Source organism: Pseudomonas sp. B21-023 (genome assembly GCF_024749165.1).
GTDB lineage: Bacteria > Pseudomonadota > Gammaproteobacteria > Pseudomonadales > Pseudomonadaceae > Aquipseudomonas.
The window spans coordinates 5,528,762-5,545,005 of sequence record NZ_CP087190.1 but is presented as its reverse complement, the minus strand read 5'-3'; the positions used below and the strand labels follow the sequence as shown (position 1 = coordinate 5,545,005).

The window sequence follows — 16,244 nt, the reverse complement described above, 5'->3', positions numbered from 1 at the left end:
GCTATCCTCGCCGGCATGAAGACATCACTCCCCCTCAGCCTGATCGCGGCGCTCGCCGAGAACCGTGTGATCGGCATCGACAACACCATGCCCTGGCACCTGCCGGGGGACTTCAAGTATTTCAAGGCCACCACCCTGGGCAAGCCGATCATCATGGGGCGCAAGACCTGGGATTCGCTGGGCCGGCCATTGCCGGGGCGGCTGAACATCGTCGTCAGCCGTCAGCCTGGACTGCAACTGGCCGGCGCCGAGGTGTTCGCCTCGCTGGAGGCGGCGCTGGTGCGCGCCGAGCAGTGGGCGCGGGAGCAGGGCGTCGGGGAATTGATGCTGATCGGCGGTGCGCAGCTTTATGGGCAGGCGTTGGAGAAAGGGCTGGTGAGCCGGATGTACCTGACCCGGGTGGCGCTGTCGCCGCAGGGTGATGCCTGGTTCCCCGAGTTCGATCGTGAACACTGGCGACTTGCTTCGAATAATCCACAACCTGCTGAAGGGGGTGGGCCGTCGTATGACTTCGAAGTCTGGGACAAGGTCTGAAAGCCTGGGGCTGCTCAGCAGCCCCGGCAATGTCTCAGGAGTGACTCAACTCAGCATGTTCATCCCCACTCAGCACTTGCTGGTCGGTCTGCTTCAATAGCTGGCTGGTAACCACGCCAGCCGTCATCGAACCGTTCACGTTCAATGCCGTGCGGCCCATGTCGATCAGCGGTTCCACCGAGATCAGCAGCGCCACCAGTTCCACCGGCAGGCCCATGGCCGGCAGCACGATCAGCGCGGCGAAGGTCGCGCCGCCGCCGACGCCGGCAACGCCTGCCGAGCTGAGGGTGACGATGGCCACCAGGGTGGCGATCCACAGCGGGTCGAAGGTATCGATGCCCACCGCCGGGGCGACCATTACCGCCAGCATCGCCGGGTACAGGCCGGCGCAGCCGTTCTGGCCGATGGTGGCACCGAACGACGCGCTGAAGCTGGCAATCGACTGCGGCACGCCCAGGCGCAGGGTCTGCGCCTCGATGTTCAGCGGGATGCTGGCGGCGCTGGAGCGGCTGGTGAAGGCGAAGGTCAGCACCGGCCAGACTTTACGGAAGAAGCGCAGCGGGCTGACACCGGTCAGCGCCAGGATCACCCCGTGTACCACGAACATCAGGCCCAGGCCGATGTACGACACCACCACGAAGCTGCCCAGCTTGAGGATGTCCTCGAGATTGGAGCTGGCCACTACCTTGGTCATCAAGGCCAACACGCCGTAGGGGGTGAGCTTCATCACCAGGCGCACCAGGCGCATGACCCAGGCCTGCAACACGTCGATGGCGGACAGGGCGCGCTCGCCCTTGTCCTTGTCGTCCTTGATCAGTTGCAAAGCGGCGAGGCCCAGGAATACGGCGAAGATCACCACGCTGATGATCGAGGTCGGCTTGGCCCGTGCCAGGTCGCCCACCGGGTTGCTGGGGATGAACGACAGCAGCAGTTGCGGGATGTTGAGGTCGGCGACCTTGCCCGCGTAGTCGCTGTGGATGGCCTGTAGGCGGGCGCTTTCCTGGGCGCCGGCCACCAGCCCCTCGGCGCTCAGACCGAACAGATTGGTCAGGGCGATGCCGATCAGTGCGGCAATCGCGGTGGTCAGCAGCAGAGTGCCGATGCTCAGCACGCTGATGCGGCCCAGCGCCGAGGCATTGTGCAGGCGCGCCACGGCGCTGAGGATCGAGGCGAAGATCAGCGGCATGACGATCATCTGCAGCAAACCGACGTAGCCATTGCCGACCAGGTCGAGCCAGCCGATGGTGGCCTTGAGCACCGGGTGCCCGGCGCCGTAGATCGAGTGCAGCACCAGGCCGAAGCCGACGCCGAGGGCCAGGCCCAGCAGCACCTTCTTGGCCAGGCTCCAGTCGGTGCGGCGGGTTTGCGCCAGGCCCAGCAGCAGGGCCAGGAACGCCAGCAGGTTGAGTGACAGCGGCAGGTTCATTGAAGCTCCGGAAAAAGGCAAAAGAGGCATCGCCTCTGTGAGCGATTACGAACGGAAATGCTAACAGCCTGAAAACAAACGAATTTATACCTAAAAGGAATTTACATAGTCGTTTATGGAATAACGCCTGGTCGTTTTTGGCAATACACATGGCGTTTGCGGTTGCTTCGAGGTCGGTGGCGCATGCCTGCCTGTCACAAATCAGGTCTAGGGTTGAGCGGCCACGTCTTTGGGAGAACCGCACATGATGTCAGCTCCGAAAATCCTTGCCGGCGGCCTTGCCCTGTTGCTCAGTGCCAGCAGTTGGGCGGCCACCGAGCTCAAGCACTGGCCGGCCGAAGCCGCGCAGAAGCTCGACGCGATGATTGCCGCCAACGCCAACAAGGGTAACTACGCGGTGTTCGACATGGACAACACCAGCTACCGCTTCGACCTCGAAGAGGCACTGCTGCCGTTCATGGAGAACAAGGGCCTGCTGACCCGCGACAAGCTCGACCCCTCGCTCAAGCTGATCCCATTCAAGGACACAGCGGAGCATAAGGAAAGCCTGTTCAGTTACTACTACCGCCTGTGCGAACTCGACGACATGGTCTGCTACCCCTGGGTGGCCCAGGTGTTCTCGGGCTTCACTCTCAAGGAACTGAAGCAGCAGGTCGACGAGCTGATGGCCTCGGGCAAGCCGATCCCCAGCACCTACTTCGAGGGCGACCAGGTCAAGAGTATCGAGGTGCAGCCGCCGAAGGTGTTCACGGGCCAGGCCGAGCTGTACAACAAGCTGATGGAGAACGGCATCGAGGTCTATGTGATCTCGGCGGCGTCCGAAGAGCTGGTACGCATGGTCGCCTCAGATCCAAAGTACGGCTACAACGTCAAACCACAGAACGTGATCGGTGTGAGCCTGCTGCTCAAGGATCGCGCCAGTGGCCAGCTGACGACGGCGCGCAAGCAGATCAGCGCCGGGCAGTACGATTCCAAGGCCAACGAAGGCCTGGAGCTGACCCCGTACCTGTGGACGCCGGCCACCTGGATGGCGGGCAAGCAGGCGGCCATCCTCACCTACATCGACGAATGGAAGAAGCCGGTGCTGGTGGGGGGCGACACCCCAACCAGCGACGGCTACATGCAGTTCCACGGCGTCGATGTGAACAAAGGCGGCATTCACCTGTGGATAAACCGCAAGGCCAAGTACATGGATCAGCTCAACGGCATGATCGCGAAGAATGCAGCGGCCCAGGCCAAGGAAGGCTTGCCGGTGACGGCGGACAAGAACTGGGTGATCGTGACGCCGGAGCAGATTCAGTGAAATACGCATAACCTGTTCCGGCCCAATCGCTGGCAAGCCAGCTCCCACAGGTGCAATGCCAAGGCCTGCGATTACATTGTGGGAGCCGGCTTGCCGGCGATGAGGTCTCCTCAGGCATAAAAAAACCGGCGCACCAGGCGCCGGTTCTTATTGCCTTCAGAGCCTCACAGCCCTTCGAGCATTGCCTTGTTGCGCACCGCGCCCTTGTCGGCGCTGGTGGCCAGCAGGGCATAGGCCTTCAACGCAGTGGTCACTTTACGTGGGCGCACTTCCGCCGGCTTCCAGCCCTTCTTGTCCTGCTCGACACGGCGCGCAGCCAGCTCTTCATCGCTGACCAGCAGGTTGATCGACCGGTTGGGGATGTCGATCAGCACCTTGTCGCCATCGCGCACCAGGCCAATGGCGCCGCCTGCGGCAGCTTCCGGCGAGGCATGGCCGATGGACAGGCCCGAGGTGCCGCCGGAGAAGCGGCCATCGGTGAGCAGCGCGCACGCCTTGCCCAGGCCCTTGGATTTCAAGTACGAGGTCGGGTAGAGCATCTCCTGCATGCCCGGGCCGCCTTTCGGGCCTTCGTAGCGAATGATGACGATATCGCCGGCCTTCACTTCGTCGGCGAGGATACCGCGCACGGCGCTGTCCTGGCTCTCGAAGATCTTCGCGTTGCCCTCGAACACGTGGATCGACTCATCCACGCCGGCGGTCTTCACCACGCAGCCGTCCAGAGCGATGTTGCCGTACAGCACGGCCAGGCCGCCCTCTTGCGAGTAGGCGTGCTCGAAGCTGCGGATGCAGCCGTTTTCGCGGTCGTCGTCCAGGGTCTCCCAGCGGGTCGACTGGCTGAAGGCGGTTTGCGTGGGGATACCGGCCGGGCCTGCCTTGAAGAACGTGTGCACGGCTTCGTCATCGGTCTGGGTGATGTCCCACTTGGCGATGGCTTCCTCCATGCTGGCGCTGTGCACGGTCGGCAGGTCGGTGTGCAGCAGGCCGCCACGGGCCAGCGAGCCGAGAATGCTGAAGATGCCGCCGGCGCGATGCACGTCTTCCATGTGGTACTTCTGGATGTTCGGCGCCACCTTGCACAGCTGCGGCACCTTGCGCGACAGGCGATCGATGTCGCGCAGGTCGAAGTCCACCTCGCCTTCCTGGGCCGCGGCCAGCAGGTGCAGGATGGTGTTGGTCGAGCCGCCCATGGCGATGTCGAGCATCATGGCGTTCTCGAACGCCTTGAAGTTGGCGATGCTGCGCGGCAGCACGGACGCATCGCCCTCGCCGTAGTAGCGTTTGCACAGCTCAACGATGGTGCGGCCCGCGGTAAGGAACAGCTGCTCGCGGTCGGAGTGGGTCGCCAACGTGGAGCCGTTGCCCGGCAGAGCCAGGCCCAGGGCCTCGGTCAGGCAGTTCATCGAGTTGGCGGTGAACATGCCGGAGCACGAACCGCAGGTCGGGCAGGCGCTGCGCTCATACTCGGCGACTTTTTCGTCGGAGGCGGTGGAGTCGGCGGCGATGACCATGGCGTCGACCAGGTCCAGGCCGTGGCTGGCCAGCTTGGTCTTGCCGGCTTCCATCGGGCCGCCGGAGACGAAGATCACCGGGATGTTCAGGCGCAGGGCGGCCATCAGCATGCCGGGGGTGATCTTGTCGCAGTTGGAAATGCAGACGATGGCGTCGGCGCAGTGGGCGTTGACCATGTACTCGACGGCGTCGGCAATGATCTCGCGGCTGGGCAGCGAGTACAGCATGCCGTCGTGGCCCATGGCGATGCCGTCATCGACGGCGATGGTGTTGAATTCCTTGGCCACGCCACCGGCGCGTTCGATCTCGCGGGCGACCAACTGGCCCAGGTCCTTCAGGTGCACGTGCCCCGGGACGAACTGGGTGAACGAGTTGGCGATGGCGATGATCGGTTTCTTGAAGTCTTCATCCTTCATCCCGGTGGCGCGCCACAGGGCACGGGCGCCGGCCATGTTGCGGCCATGGGTGGAGGTCTTGGAACGATAATCAGGCATGGAGCGCTCCTGGCGGCTTAATCAGGTCACTGGCTTTGCGAGAAAAGTGCTTTTCCGCAAACCCAAACAGGGAGTGAGCTTCTCTTGTCCTAATACGCCGAAGGCCGGTTGCCACAGGCACGGATGGGGGTCGAAGGACCGCGCGGGATCGCCGCAGGCTCGACCAGAGCTCATAAACCCGCCGGGGGTGTCTGGCGATGAATAGCCCGATTCTACACCGCCGCGCTCGTGAGGGAATGGCGTTGTGATAATTGGCTGCCGCCAGCCCGCAAGGTAAAGGCCTTGGTGTGGAGGGGGCCGGTTTCGGTAGACTTGCGCGCCTTCTACTCCTCTGGCCAAAAGGATTTGCAATGCCAGCGCAAAGACGCTCCTTTTTGTTCTACGTCGTCATCGGCCTGATTCAGGGCGTGGTGTGGCTCACCACCGTGAAGGGGGAGGGTCAGCTGCTGGGTTTCAGCCTGTCGGTAGCCCTGTGCGTCGCGGTGGCGGTAGCGGGCGTGAACCTGCAACTGCTTGGCAGCGCGGTGCTGCAGCGTGGCACCGGCTGGTTGGTACTGGGCCTGACCGTGCTGCTCAGCGGGATCAGTGCCTGGCTCCTCGATACCGGGCATATGGGCTGGCTGCAGCAGACCTGGTGCCTGGCCGCCGTCGTGCTGGCCTATATCGGTACCGCGTTCATTCTCGCCTGGCCGACCGGCGAAGGGCTGCGCCTGCGCTACGAAGACCTGTTCCGGCATGCCTGGAACAACGTGTTCATTGTCTTCCTGGCACAGCTGCTGACCGGCCTGTTCTGGCAACTGCTGTGGTTGTGCGCGCTGCTGTTCAGCATGCTGGGTATCCCGCAGGTCAAGGACGCGGTGGAGTCACCGGTGTTTCTCTGGCTGGTGTTGCCGGTGGTGTTTTCGCTGGGCATGCGCATGGGGCGGGAAAACGAGAAGATCATCGGCCTGCTGCGCGGCATCCTGCTGACGCTGTGCCGCTTCCTGTTGCCGCTCAGCGCGCTGATCGCCGTGCTGTTCACCCTGACATTGCCATTCTCCGGCCTGCAACCGGTGTGGAACACCGGCTATTCGACCACCCTTCTGCTGGTACTGGCGGGCATCAACCTGTTCCTGGTCAACGGCGTGTTCCAGGATGGCCGGCAAGGTAGCGTCTACCCCGCGCCGCTCAAGCGCCTGGTGGAGGCCAGCCTGTTGTGCCTGCCGGTGCTGGTGGGCCTGGCGGCCTATGCGAGCTGGCTGCGTATCGACCAATACGGGCTTACACCGTCACGGATCATGGCGTCGATGCTGGTGGGCGTGATGCTGGCGCACGGCCTGGCGGCGGTCTGGTCGGTGCTGGCTTCGCGCCAGGCCTGGCTGCACAGCCTGCGCCTGAGCAATCCATGGATCGCCCTGCTCAGTGCGCTGCTGGTGGTGGTGTTCTACACGCCGCTGCTCGATCCGCAGGCATTGAGTGCGAGGAACCAGGTCCAGCGCCTGGTCAACGGGTACACGCCGATCACCGAGTTCGACGCCGAGACCTTGTATCGCGACCTCGGCCAGCCGGGGCGTGAAGCCTTCGAGCAGCTTGAGCAGCGGCTGCAGACAGATGAACTGTTCGATGCGGGCCGCCGCGAGCAGTTGCTGGCGCAGATGGCCCAGGTGCGTCAACCGACAGTGGCCGAAGACCATGGCCCGAAGTTCGAGTGGCTCGGGCCGGTGCAGTCGAGTAGCGAATCATTGGCCGACGCGACGCTTGCGCAAAGCCAGTGCGGTGGCAAGGGCTGCTACCTGTGGGCAGTCGACCTGGATGGCGACGGGCACAACGAAGTGCTGATGATCCCCCGGCACACCTATGCATCGCAGCTGTTCGTGTTCACCTGGGAAGACCGCGAGTGGCGCGAGGTGGGCAGCCTGAGCGGCAACATGGAAAACCTCGAAAGCCTGGCCAACGGGATTCGCGAGGGGGCGGTGAAACTGGTGGCGCCGCGTTACAAGACGCTGAGCATCGATGGCCAGGAGCTGCGGCCGGACTTCAGGCGCTAGCGCCCGGCGCGGGAACTCCCGGGGGCCGCTTGGCGGCCCGTCGCGGGCCAAAGGTCATTGCTGGCCGATGCCCTGCAGGTACTCCGACCGCTCATCGCTACGTTGCGCCACGCAGGTGTCCCACGCTGCCTCGAACGCCTTGCTCCCGGGTTTCTCGGCCCAGGTCTCGACCTTGCAGTCGGCGTCACGCAGCTGCGTCCAGAGTTTCTCGGCGGCTTCCATCTTGCCGCTCAGCGCCGCGGCCTTGTCGCTTTCATCCGCGTACTGGTCGCGAATGCGCTGCATGAGGTCGTCATAGGCCGCCTTCAGCTCGCGTTCGGCGGTCTGCTTGTTGTAGGCGGCGCAGGCATAGCCCTGCTGGTCGGTCTCGACGTTGTCGCAGGGGGTGCTCTCCTCTTCGGCGGCGTGCGCGCCGAAAGCCACTGCCAGCAAGACCAGCCATGCCATTGATTTCATCGGGTTTCTCCTGAAGAGGCTGACGATGCGCTGGATTCTCGCTCAGCCCAGGCCCGGGCGATAGCTCCCGGGGAAAATGTTCATGAAACAGCGTTGTCGAGACTCGCTCTCATTGTCGAGGGGCGCGCCAGAGCCTGTCAGGTCGGCCATTGACGCTTTCGGCAAACCCCCTGTCGTTTTTGCATCGGGGCGCCTCGGGCCGCAGGCATATGCTGGCCCCAAAGCGTCGGCACAAGGTTCGGCGCCAGCAAACTTCTATAAAAGGGGACAGCCTGATGAGCCCAGCCGAACTTCACGCCGACAGTATCGTCATCGACGGCCTGATCATTGCCAAATGGAACCGCGAGCTGTTCGAGGACATGCGCAAGGGCGGGCTGACCGCGGCCAACTGCACGGTGTCGGTGTGGGAGGGCTTCAAGGCTACCGTCGACAACATCGCTTCCAGCCAGAAGCTGATCCGCGACAACAGCGACCTGGTGATGCCGGTGCGTACTACCGCCGACATCCGCAAGGCCAAGGAACTGGGCAAGACCGGCATCCTCTTCGGCTTCCAGAACGCCCACGCGTTCGAGGACCAGATCGCCTACGTCGACGTGTTCAAGCAACTGGGCGTGGGCATCGTGCAGATGTGCTACAACACCCAGAACCTGGTCGGCACCGGCTGCTACGAGCGTGACGGCGGGCTGTCGGGCTTCGGCCGCGAAATCGTCGCCGAGATGAACCGCGTCGGCATCATGTGCGACCTGTCCCATGTCGGTTCGAAAACCTCCGAGGAGGTCATCCTCGAATCGAAGAAGCCGGTCTGCTATTCCCACTGCCTGCCCTCGGGCCTCAAGGAACATCCGCGCAACAAGTCCGATGCAGAGCTGAAGTTCATCGCCGACCACGGCGGCTTCGTCGGCGTGACCATGTTCGCGCCGTTCCTGGCCAAAGGCATCGACTCGACCATCGACGACTACGCCGAGGCCATCGAGTACACCATGAACATTGTCGGTGAAGACGCCATCGGTATCGGTACCGACTTCACCCAGGGCCACGGCCAGGACTTCTTCGAGTACCTCACTCACGACAAGGGCTACGCCCGGCGCCTGACCAACTTCGGCAAGATCATCAACCCGCTGGGCATCCGCACCGTCGGCGAGTTCCCCAACCTGACCGAGACGCTGCTCAAGCGCGGCCATTCCGAGCGCGTGGTGCGCAAGATCATGGGCGAAAACTGGGTCAACGTCCTAAAGGACGTCTGGGGCGAGTGAGCACTGCTGGGGCCTGCTGCGCACGCCGATCGCTGCGTCAGGCCCTCACGAAAAGCTCGCCGTGCCTCGGCACTGTCTCGCTTTTCGCTTCGGCCCTTCCTTGCGCTCGACGCGCTCGCTACGGCCCCAACAGCACTCACTGCGGCTTTTTATAAAAGCAAAAGCCAAAGCGGCTTTTGATCGAATCCAAAAATTTTATGGAGTTGAGTTTCCATGGCCAAGATCGCCCCGCAATTGCCAATCGAAGTCGACAGCGAGACCGGTGTCTGGACCAGCGACGCGCTGCCGATGCTGTACGTGCCGCGGCATTTCTTCGTCAATAACCACATGGGCATCGAGGAAGTGCTGGGCGCCGACGCCTACGCCGAGATCCTCTACAAGGCCGGCTACAAGTCCGCCTGGCACTGGTGCGAGAAAGAGGCCGAGTGCCATGGCCTGGAAGGGGTGGCGGTGTTCGAGCACTACATGAAGCGCCTGAGCCAGCGTGGCTGGGGCCTGTTCGAGATCCAGGATATCGACCTGGATAAAGGCACCTGCAGCGTCAAGCTCAAGCACTCGGCGTTCGTGTACGTGTACGGCAAGTGCGGCCGTAAGGTCGACTACATGTTCACCGGCTGGTTCGCCGGCGCCATGGACCAGATTCTCGCCGCTCGCGGCAGCTCGATCCGCACCGTGGCCGAGCAGGTCTACGGCGGGTCGGAAGAAGGCCACGAAGATGGCCTGTTCGTTACAAAGCCGTTGTAAGCCGGAGATAGCGTCATGGCCTTCGAAGCAATGTTCCAGCCGATCCAGATCGGCAAGCTGACCATCCGCAACCGCGTGCTCAGCACCGCGCACGCCGAGGTGTATGCCACCGACGGCGGCATGACCACCGACCGCTATGTGAAGTATTACGAAGAGAAGGCCAAGGGCGGCATCGGCCTGGCCATCTGCGGTGGATCGTCGGTGGTGGCCATCGACAGCCCGCAGGAGTGGTGGGCCTCGGTCAACCTGTCCACCGACCGCATCATCCCGCACTTCCAGAACCTCGCCGACGCCATGCACAAGCATGGCGCCAAGATCATGATCCAGATTACCCACATGGGTCGGCGCTCGCGTTGGGACGGCTTCAACTGGCCCACGCTGATGTCGCCATCGGGCATCCGTGAACCGGTGCACCGCGCCACCTGCAAGACCATCGAGGTGGAAGAGATCTGGCGGGTGATCGGCAACTACGCCCAGGCTGCGCGGCGGGCCAAGGAGGGCGGCCTGGACGGCGTCGAGCTGTCGGCCGTGCACCAGCACATGATCGACCAGTTCTGGAGCCCGCGGGTCAACAAGCGCACCGACGAATGGGGCGGCACCTTCGAAGGGCGCATGAAGTTCGGCCTGGAAGTGCTCAAGGCCGTGCGCAAGGAAGTCGGCGACGACTTCTGCGTGGGCATGCGCATCTGCGGTGACGAGTTCCACCCCGATGGCCTCAGCCACGAGGACATGAAGCAGATCGCCGCGTACTACGACGCCACCGGCATGCTCGATTTCATCGGCGTGGTCGGCTCGGGCTGCGACACCCACAACACCCTGGCCAACGTCATCCCCAACATGAGCTACCCGCCGGAGCCGTTCCTGCACCTGGCGGCCGGCATCAAGGAAGTGGTCAAGGTCCCGGTGCTGCACGCGCAGAACATAAAGGACCCGAACCAGGCCACGCGCATTCTCGAAGGCGGCTACGTGGACATGGTCGGCATGACCCGCGCGCACATGGCCGACCCGCACCTGATCGCCAAGATCAAGATGGGCCAGATCGACCAGATCAAGCAGTGCGTCGGTGCCAACTACTGCATCGACCGTCAGTACCAAGGCCTGGATGTGCTGTGCATCCAGAACGCCGCCACCTCCCGTGAATACCTGGGCGTGCCGCACATCATCGAGAAGACCACCGGGGTCAAGCGCAAGGTGGTAGTGGTTGGCGCAGGCCCCGCCGGCATGGAAGCAGCCCGCGTGGCAGCCGAACGTGGTCACGACGTGACCCTGTTCGAGAAGAAGGACCAGATTGGCGGGCAGATCACCATCGCCGCCAAGGCCCCGCAGCGTGACCAGATTGCCGGTATCACCCGCTGGTACCAGCTGGAGCTGGCACGTCTGAAGGTCGACCTGCGCCTGGGCACTGCCGCCGACGTGGCGACCATCCAGGACCTGCGCCCGGATGTGATCGTGCTGGCGGTGGGCGGGCACTCGTTCCTTGAACAGAACGAGCACTGGGGCGCTGCAGAAGGCCTGGTGGTCAGCAGCTGGGACGTGCTCGACGGCAAGGTCGCGCCGGGCAAGAACGTGCTGGTGTACGACACCATCTGTGAGTTCACCGGCATGTCGGTGGCCGACTTCATTGCCGACAAGGGCAGCCAGGTCGAGATCGTCACCGACGACATCAAGCCGGGCGTGGCCATGGGCGGCACCACCTTCCCGACCTACTACCGCAGCATGTACCCGAAGGAAGTGATCATGACCGGCGACATGATGCTGGAAAAGGTCTACCGCGAGGGCGACAAGCTGGTGGCGGTGCTCGAGAACGAGTACACCGGCGCCAAGGAAGAACGGGTGGTCGACCAGGTGGTGGTGGAGAACGGTGTGCGCCCCGACGAGCAGCTGTACTACGCGCTCAAGGACGGTTCGCGCAACAAGGGCCAGATCGACGTGGAGGCGCTGTTCGCCATCAAGCCGCAGCCGATCCTCAGCCAGCCGGGCGAGGGCTACCTGCTGTACCGCATCGGCGACTGCGTGGCCCAGCGCAACGTGCATGCGGCGATCTACGACGCCTTGCGGCTGTGCAAGGATTTCTGAGCCCAGGACCAACGCGGTTCCTGTAGGGAGAACACGGTGGGAGCGGGCTTGCCCCGCGATAGCGTCAGCAGGTGCAACCTGATTGGCCGATCGGACGCTATCGCGGGGCAAGCCCGCTCCCACCGACCTCTCCCACAGGGACCGGCGCACGCTTACCGCTGTTGTGGGAGCCTCCCATGTTGAACACCCTTCTACCCATCCTGCTGTTCACCGCCCTCGTCCTGGCGGTGCTCGGCGCCCTGCGCCGGGTGCGCATGTGGCGGCGCGGGCGGCCGAGCAAGGTTGACCTGCTTGGTGGCCTGCTGGCCATGCCACGGCGCTACCTGGTGGATCTGCACCATGTGGTCGAGCGCGACAAGTACATGTCCAAGACCCACGTGGCCACCGCCGGCGGCTTCGTGCTCTCGGCCGTGCTGGCGATCCTGGTGCATGGCTTTGGCCTGCACAGCAAGATCCTCGGTTACGCCCTGCTGGTGGCCACGGTGATCATGTTCAGTGGCGCCCTGTTTGTCTTCAAGCGCCGGCTGAACCCGCCCTCCCGGCTGTCCAAAGGGCCGTGGATGCGCCTGCCCAAGAGCCTGCTGATGTTCGCGGCGAGCTTCTTCATTGCTACCTTGCCGGTGGCGGGGATCCTGCCTGAAGGCACGGGCGGCTGGGTACTGGTCGCACTGCTGGGTATCGGCGTACTGTGGGGCGTGTCCGAACTGTTCTTCGGCATGACCTGGGGCGGGCCGATGAAGCACGCCTTCGCCGGTGCCCTGCACCTGGCCTGGCACCGCCGCGCCGAACGCTTTGGTGGTGGCCGCTCCACGGGCCTCAAGCCGCTGGATCTGGAAGACCCGAACGCGCCGCTGGGCGTGGAAAAACCGGTGGACTTCACCTGGAACCAGTTGCTCGGTTTCGACGCCTGCGTACAGTGCGGCAAATGCGAGGCCATGTGCCCGGCGTTCGCCGCTGGCCAGCCGCTGAACCCGAAGAAACTCATCCAGGACATGGTCATCGGCCTTGCCGGTGGCACCGACGCGCGGTTCGCCGGCAGCCCGTACCCGGGCAAGCCGGTCGGCGAGCATGGCGGCCACCCGCACCAGCCGATCGTCAACGGCCTGGTGGATGCCGAGACGCTGTGGTCGTGCACGACTTGCCGCGCCTGCGTCGAGGAATGCCCGATGATGATCGAGCACGTCGATGCCATCGTCGACATGCGCCGCCACCTGACTCTCGAAAAAGGCGCTACCCCGAACAAGGGCGCCGAGGTGCTGGACAACCTGATCGCCACCGACAACCCCGGCGGCTTCGCCCCCGGCGGGCGGATGAACTGGGCGGCCGACCTCAACCTGAAGCTGCTCTCAGAGGTGAAAACCACCGAGGTACTGTTCTGGGTGGGCGATGGCGCCTTCGATATGCGCAACCAGCGCACCCTGCGCGCTTTCGTCAAAGTGCTCAAAGCGTCCGGCGTGGACTTCGCCGTGCTCGGCCTGGAAGAACGCGACAGCGGTGACGTGGCGCGCCGCCTGGGCGACGAGGCAACGTTCCAGCAGCTGGCCAAGCGCAATATCCAGACCCTGGCCAAATATCAGTTCCAGCGCATCGTCACCTGCGATCCGCACAGCTTCCATGTGCTCAAGAACGAATACGGCGCCCTTGGCGGCGAGTACCAGGTGCAGCACCACAGCACCTACATCGCTGAACTGATCGCCGCCGGCAAGCTCAATCTCGGCCAGCACAAGGGCGGCAGCGTCACCTATCACGATCCCTGCTACCTGGGCCGCTACAACGGCGAATACCAAGCCCCGCGCGATGTGCTCAAGGCCCTCGGTATCGAAGTGCGCGAAATGCAGCGCTCGGGCTTCCGTTCCCGCTGCTGTGGCGGAGGCGGCGGTGCGCCGATCACCGATATCCCCGGCAAGCAGCGTATCCCCGACATGCGCATGGACGATATCCGCGAAACCGAAGCGGAGCTGGTGGCGGTGGGTTGCCCGCAGTGCACGGCGATGCTCGAAGGCGTGGTCGAACCGCGCCCACAGATCAAGGACCTGGCCGAGCTGGTCGCCGATGTGCTGATCGAAGATGAGGCCCCCGCCAGCGCAAAGTCGCCAGCGGCCAAACGTGAACCTGCGGAGGTGCACTGATGAGCGACATCATCCGCCGCGACCCACGCGCCGAGTGGATCGCCCGTAACCGTCTGCACCCGCTGCATGCGGCCATGCAGACGCAACAAACCAGCTGGATGGGCCCCAATGGGCTGATGCGCAAGAACCCCCATGCGATTGCTGCCGGTTTCATCGGTCCCAACGGCCTCAAGCGCATCGACCGTAGCGGCGCCCAGCAGGGCACTGGTGTGGGTGGGCGGCGCACAGCCGCCGCCGAGGTACAGCTGCCGCTGCACCAGGTTGCCGCGCCCGCGTTCTATATCGCCGTGGTCCCGGACATGGTCGGTGGCCGTCTCGGCAGCCACGACCGCGACCTGCTCGGCCTGGCCCACAGCTTGGCCGGTAGCGACGGTGCGGTGCTGGCCGTGGTGTTTGGCGAGCACAAGGAAAGCAACTTTTCCACAGCCGGCGTCGACCGCCTGCTGGTCATCGAGGGTGAGGCCTTCGAAGGTTATGCACCGGAACAACAAGTTCAGGGCCTGCGGGCTGTGGATAACCAGTTCGCACCGCGCCACTGGCTGCTGCCTGACAGCCGCACTGGTGGCGGCGAACTGGGCCGGCGCTTCGGCGCAGCCCTGGGCGAACGCCCGGCAACGAGGGTGTGGCAGGTCAAGGATGGCCAGTGCATCGGCCGTGCAGGCGCAGGTCAGCAGGATATCCAGCGTGAGGTGCCGCGCTTGATCCTGGCCGCCGTCGAATGTGCCGAGCCGGTGAGTGAAACCCGCCATGAAGCCCTGCCGGTGGAGTTGTCCACAGGCGTGGCACGCAGCATGTCGCGCATCGAAGACCTTGGCTCGGTGGCCGTGGACCCGGCCGCCATCGCCATGGCCGAGGCCGAGTTCATCGTCTCCGGCGGCAACGGCGTCAAGGACTGGGACCTGTATCACCAGGCCACTGCCGCCTTGGGCGCTACCGAAGGCGCGTCGCGGGTGGCGGTGGACGATGGCTTCATGCCGCGCAACCGCCAGGTCGGCGCCACCGGCACCTGGGTTACCGCGCGGGTTTATGTGGCTGTGGGTATCTCCGGCGCCATCCAGCACCTGCAGGGCATCGGTGCCTGCGACAAGGTGGTGGCAATCAACATGGATCCGGGCTGCGACATGATCAAACGGGCTGACCTGTCGGTGATTGGCGACAGTTCGGCGATTCTCCAGGCACTGATCGAGGCTGTGGACAACTACCGCAGCGGCGGTCAGCGCGACGCGGCATAGGGGCAGCGAGCATGAGTACGAAAGTCATCAGCCTGGTCTCGATCGGCGCCCACCCCAGCTCCGGCCGCGCGCGCCGCGCCGAGCAGGATGCCCGAGCCGTGGAGTTGGGCTTGCAACTGGCTGGGGATAACTTGCAGGTGGTGCATGCCGGCGATCCTTGTGAAGAGGCGCTGCGTGCCTACCTGGGCATGGGGCTGGATCATCTGGATGTGCTGGAACAGCCTGCTGGCGCCGATGTATTGGGCGTGCTTGGCGACTATCTGCGCGAGGCGGGTGCCCAGCTGGTGCTGACGGGCAGCCAGGCGGAAACCGGCGAGGGCTCGGGCATGCTGCCGTTCCTGCTGGCCGAGAAGTTGGGCTGGCCGCTGGTGGTGGGTTTGGCCGAGGTCGAATCCATCGACAACGGCACCGCCCATGTGCTGCAGGCCCTGCCACGTGGCCAGCGGCGTCGCCTGAAAGTACGCCTGCCGTTGTTGGCGACTGTGGATAACGCCGCGCCCAAGCCTCGGCAATCAGCCTTCGGCCCGGCGCGGCGTGGGGTACTGGCGGCGCGAACTGTAGAGGTCGTGGACGATCCGGTGCTGGCTGAAGATGCCCTGCAATCGGCCCGCCCACGGCCCAAGCGGCTCAAGGTGATCAAGGCCAAGAGTGGCGCCGACCGCATGAAAGCCGCGACGGCCAAGGCCAGTGGCGGGGGCGGCAAGGTGCTCAAGGATGTTTCCCCGCGGGAAGGTGCAGAGGCCATTCTCAAGCTGCTGGTGGAGGAGGGAGTAGTGCGCTGAACCGGGCGTTGGCCATGCCGCCGTTCTTGCTTTATGCGGGAGCGCACTTGCCCGCGATGACAGCAGCTGATGCCTTGCCGAGCGCCCAAGGTTCCGCGTGTGCAAAACTCTCGATTCCCAGTTCTCCTGAATCCGCTGCATTCTGCTAGCGCTGCGTTATCCACAAAACCTGTTTTCCAACCTGTGGATAGAATGTTGGCGCTTCGCTGTAGGTCTTGAATGGCGGTACCTCTAGGGCTTCGATCAAGATTTGAACACTTCTATCCGGCCTCTTTA

At 64.1% G+C, this 16,244-nt stretch carries 12 protein-coding genes; 9 read left to right on the top strand and 3 right to left on the bottom strand.

The annotated features are described in order from the left end of the window. The first annotated feature begins 15 nt into the window (after positions 1-15). On the top strand, positions 16-534 hold the full coding sequence (locus LOY42_RS25040) for a dihydrofolate reductase (protein WP_258599616.1): 519 nt from the start codon (positions 16-18) through the stop codon (positions 532-534). A gap of 34 nt (positions 535-568) precedes the next feature. On the opposite strand, the gene LOY42_RS25035 is transcribed toward LOY42_RS25040, so the two are convergent. After that, positions 569-1,960: an L-cystine transporter gene (locus tag LOY42_RS25035; RefSeq protein WP_139667927.1), complete on the bottom strand. Its 1,392-nt coding sequence runs from the start codon at positions 1,958-1,960 to the stop codon at positions 569-571. Positions 1,961-2,207: 247 nt separating this feature from the next. Between LOY42_RS25035 and LOY42_RS25030 the strand changes: the two genes are divergently transcribed. Then, a complete protein-coding gene (locus tag LOY42_RS25030; protein WP_258599615.1) occupies positions 2,208-3,263 on the top strand; it encodes a haloacid dehalogenase-like hydrolase in 1,056 nt (351 codons plus the stop codon). Between the two features lie 164 nt (positions 3,264-3,427). Here the strand turns inward: LOY42_RS25030 and ilvD are convergent, their stop codons facing one another. Further along, the gene (gene ilvD / locus LOY42_RS25025) at positions 3,428-5,269 is read right to left on the bottom strand and encodes a dihydroxy-acid dehydratase (protein WP_102681849.1); all 1,842 of its coding nucleotides are present in this window, start codon (positions 5,267-5,269) and stop codon (positions 3,428-3,430) included. Positions 5,270-5,619: 350 nt separating this feature from the next. Between ilvD and LOY42_RS25020 the strand changes: the two genes are divergently transcribed. Beyond that, a complete protein-coding gene (locus LOY42_RS25020; RefSeq protein WP_258599614.1) occupies positions 5,620-7,296 on the top strand; it encodes a DUF4153 domain-containing protein in 1,677 nt (558 codons plus the stop codon). Positions 7,297-7,350: 54 nt separating this feature from the next. Here LOY42_RS25020 and LOY42_RS25015 read toward each other — a convergent pair whose 3' ends face one another. Then, a complete protein-coding gene (locus LOY42_RS25015) occupies positions 7,351-7,752 on the bottom strand; it encodes a lysozyme inhibitor LprI family protein (RefSeq protein ID WP_046857459.1) in 402 nt (133 codons plus the stop codon). Between the two features lie 275 nt (positions 7,753-8,027). On the opposite strand from LOY42_RS25015, the gene LOY42_RS25010 reads away from it, so the two are divergent. The 6 genes from LOY42_RS25010 to LOY42_RS24985 all read left to right on the top strand — a co-directional run bounded on the left by LOY42_RS25010 (position 8,028) and on the right by LOY42_RS24985 (position 15,968). Continuing rightward, complete coding sequence (locus LOY42_RS25010; RefSeq protein ID WP_139667934.1) at positions 8,028-9,005, top strand: dipeptidase; 978 nt, start codon at positions 8,028-8,030, stop codon at positions 9,003-9,005. A 213-nt stretch (positions 9,006-9,218) separates the two neighbouring features. After that, on the top strand, positions 9,219-9,749 hold the full coding sequence (locus tag LOY42_RS25005) for a DUF5943 domain-containing protein (RefSeq protein ID WP_012316656.1): 531 nt from the start codon (positions 9,219-9,221) through the stop codon (positions 9,747-9,749). A 15-nt stretch (positions 9,750-9,764) separates the two neighbouring features. Further along, positions 9,765-11,825, top strand: a complete 2,061-nt coding sequence (dgcA, locus tag LOY42_RS25000) for a dimethylglycine demethylation protein DgcA (protein ID WP_139667936.1) — start codon at positions 9,765-9,767, stop codon at positions 11,823-11,825. Between the two features lie 176 nt (positions 11,826-12,001). Further along, on the top strand, positions 12,002-13,954 hold the full coding sequence (gene dgcB, locus LOY42_RS24995) for a dimethylglycine demethylation protein DgcB (protein WP_258599613.1): 1,953 nt from the start codon (positions 12,002-12,004) through the stop codon (positions 13,952-13,954). Next, entirely contained in the window at positions 13,954-15,186 is a 1,233-nt protein-coding gene (locus LOY42_RS24990) for an electron transfer flavoprotein subunit alpha/FixB family protein (RefSeq protein WP_139667940.1), read from the top strand. The genes dgcB and LOY42_RS24990 overlap by 1 nt, the downstream gene beginning before the upstream one ends. 11 nt (positions 15,187-15,197) lie before the next feature. Further along, a complete protein-coding gene (locus LOY42_RS24985) occupies positions 15,198-15,968 on the top strand; it encodes an electron transfer flavoprotein subunit beta (RefSeq protein WP_139667942.1) in 771 nt (256 codons plus the stop codon). Positions 15,969-16,244 lie beyond the last annotated feature (276 nt).

Bases quoted from the DNA above. Each gene is read 5' to 3' on its own strand.
- LOY42_RS24985 (WP_139667942.1), top strand. From the start codon at position 15,198: ATGAGTACGAAAGTCATCAGCCTGGTCTCGATCGGCGCCCACCCCAGC.
- LOY42_RS25040 (WP_258599616.1), top strand. From the start codon at position 16: ATGAAGACATCACTCCCCCTCAGCCTGATCGCGGCGCTCGCCGAGAAC.
- dgcA (WP_139667936.1), top strand. From the start codon at position 9,765: ATGGCCTTCGAAGCAATGTTCCAGCCGATCCAGATCGGCAAGCTGACC.
- LOY42_RS25005 (WP_012316656.1), top strand. From the start codon at position 9,219: ATGGCCAAGATCGCCCCGCAATTGCCAATCGAAGTCGACAGCGAGACC.
- LOY42_RS24990 (WP_139667940.1), top strand. From the start codon at position 13,954: ATGAGCGACATCATCCGCCGCGACCCACGCGCCGAGTGGATCGCCCGT.
- LOY42_RS25035 (WP_139667927.1), bottom strand. From the start codon at position 1,960: ATGAACCTGCCGCTGTCACTCAACCTGCTGGCGTTCCTGGCCCTGCTG.
- LOY42_RS25010 (WP_139667934.1), top strand. From the start codon at position 8,028: ATGAGCCCAGCCGAACTTCACGCCGACAGTATCGTCATCGACGGCCTG.
- LOY42_RS25020 (WP_258599614.1), top strand. From the start codon at position 5,620: ATGCCAGCGCAAAGACGCTCCTTTTTGTTCTACGTCGTCATCGGCCTG.
- ilvD (WP_102681849.1), bottom strand. From the start codon at position 5,269: ATGCCTGATTATCGTTCCAAGACCTCCACCCATGGCCGCAACATGGCC.
- dgcB (WP_258599613.1), top strand. From the start codon at position 12,002: ATGTTGAACACCCTTCTACCCATCCTGCTGTTCACCGCCCTCGTCCTG.
- LOY42_RS25015 (WP_046857459.1), bottom strand. From the start codon at position 7,752: ATGAAATCAATGGCATGGCTGGTCTTGCTGGCAGTGGCTTTCGGCGCG.
- LOY42_RS25030 (WP_258599615.1), top strand. From the start codon at position 2,208: ATGTCAGCTCCGAAAATCCTTGCCGGCGGCCTTGCCCTGTTGCTCAGT.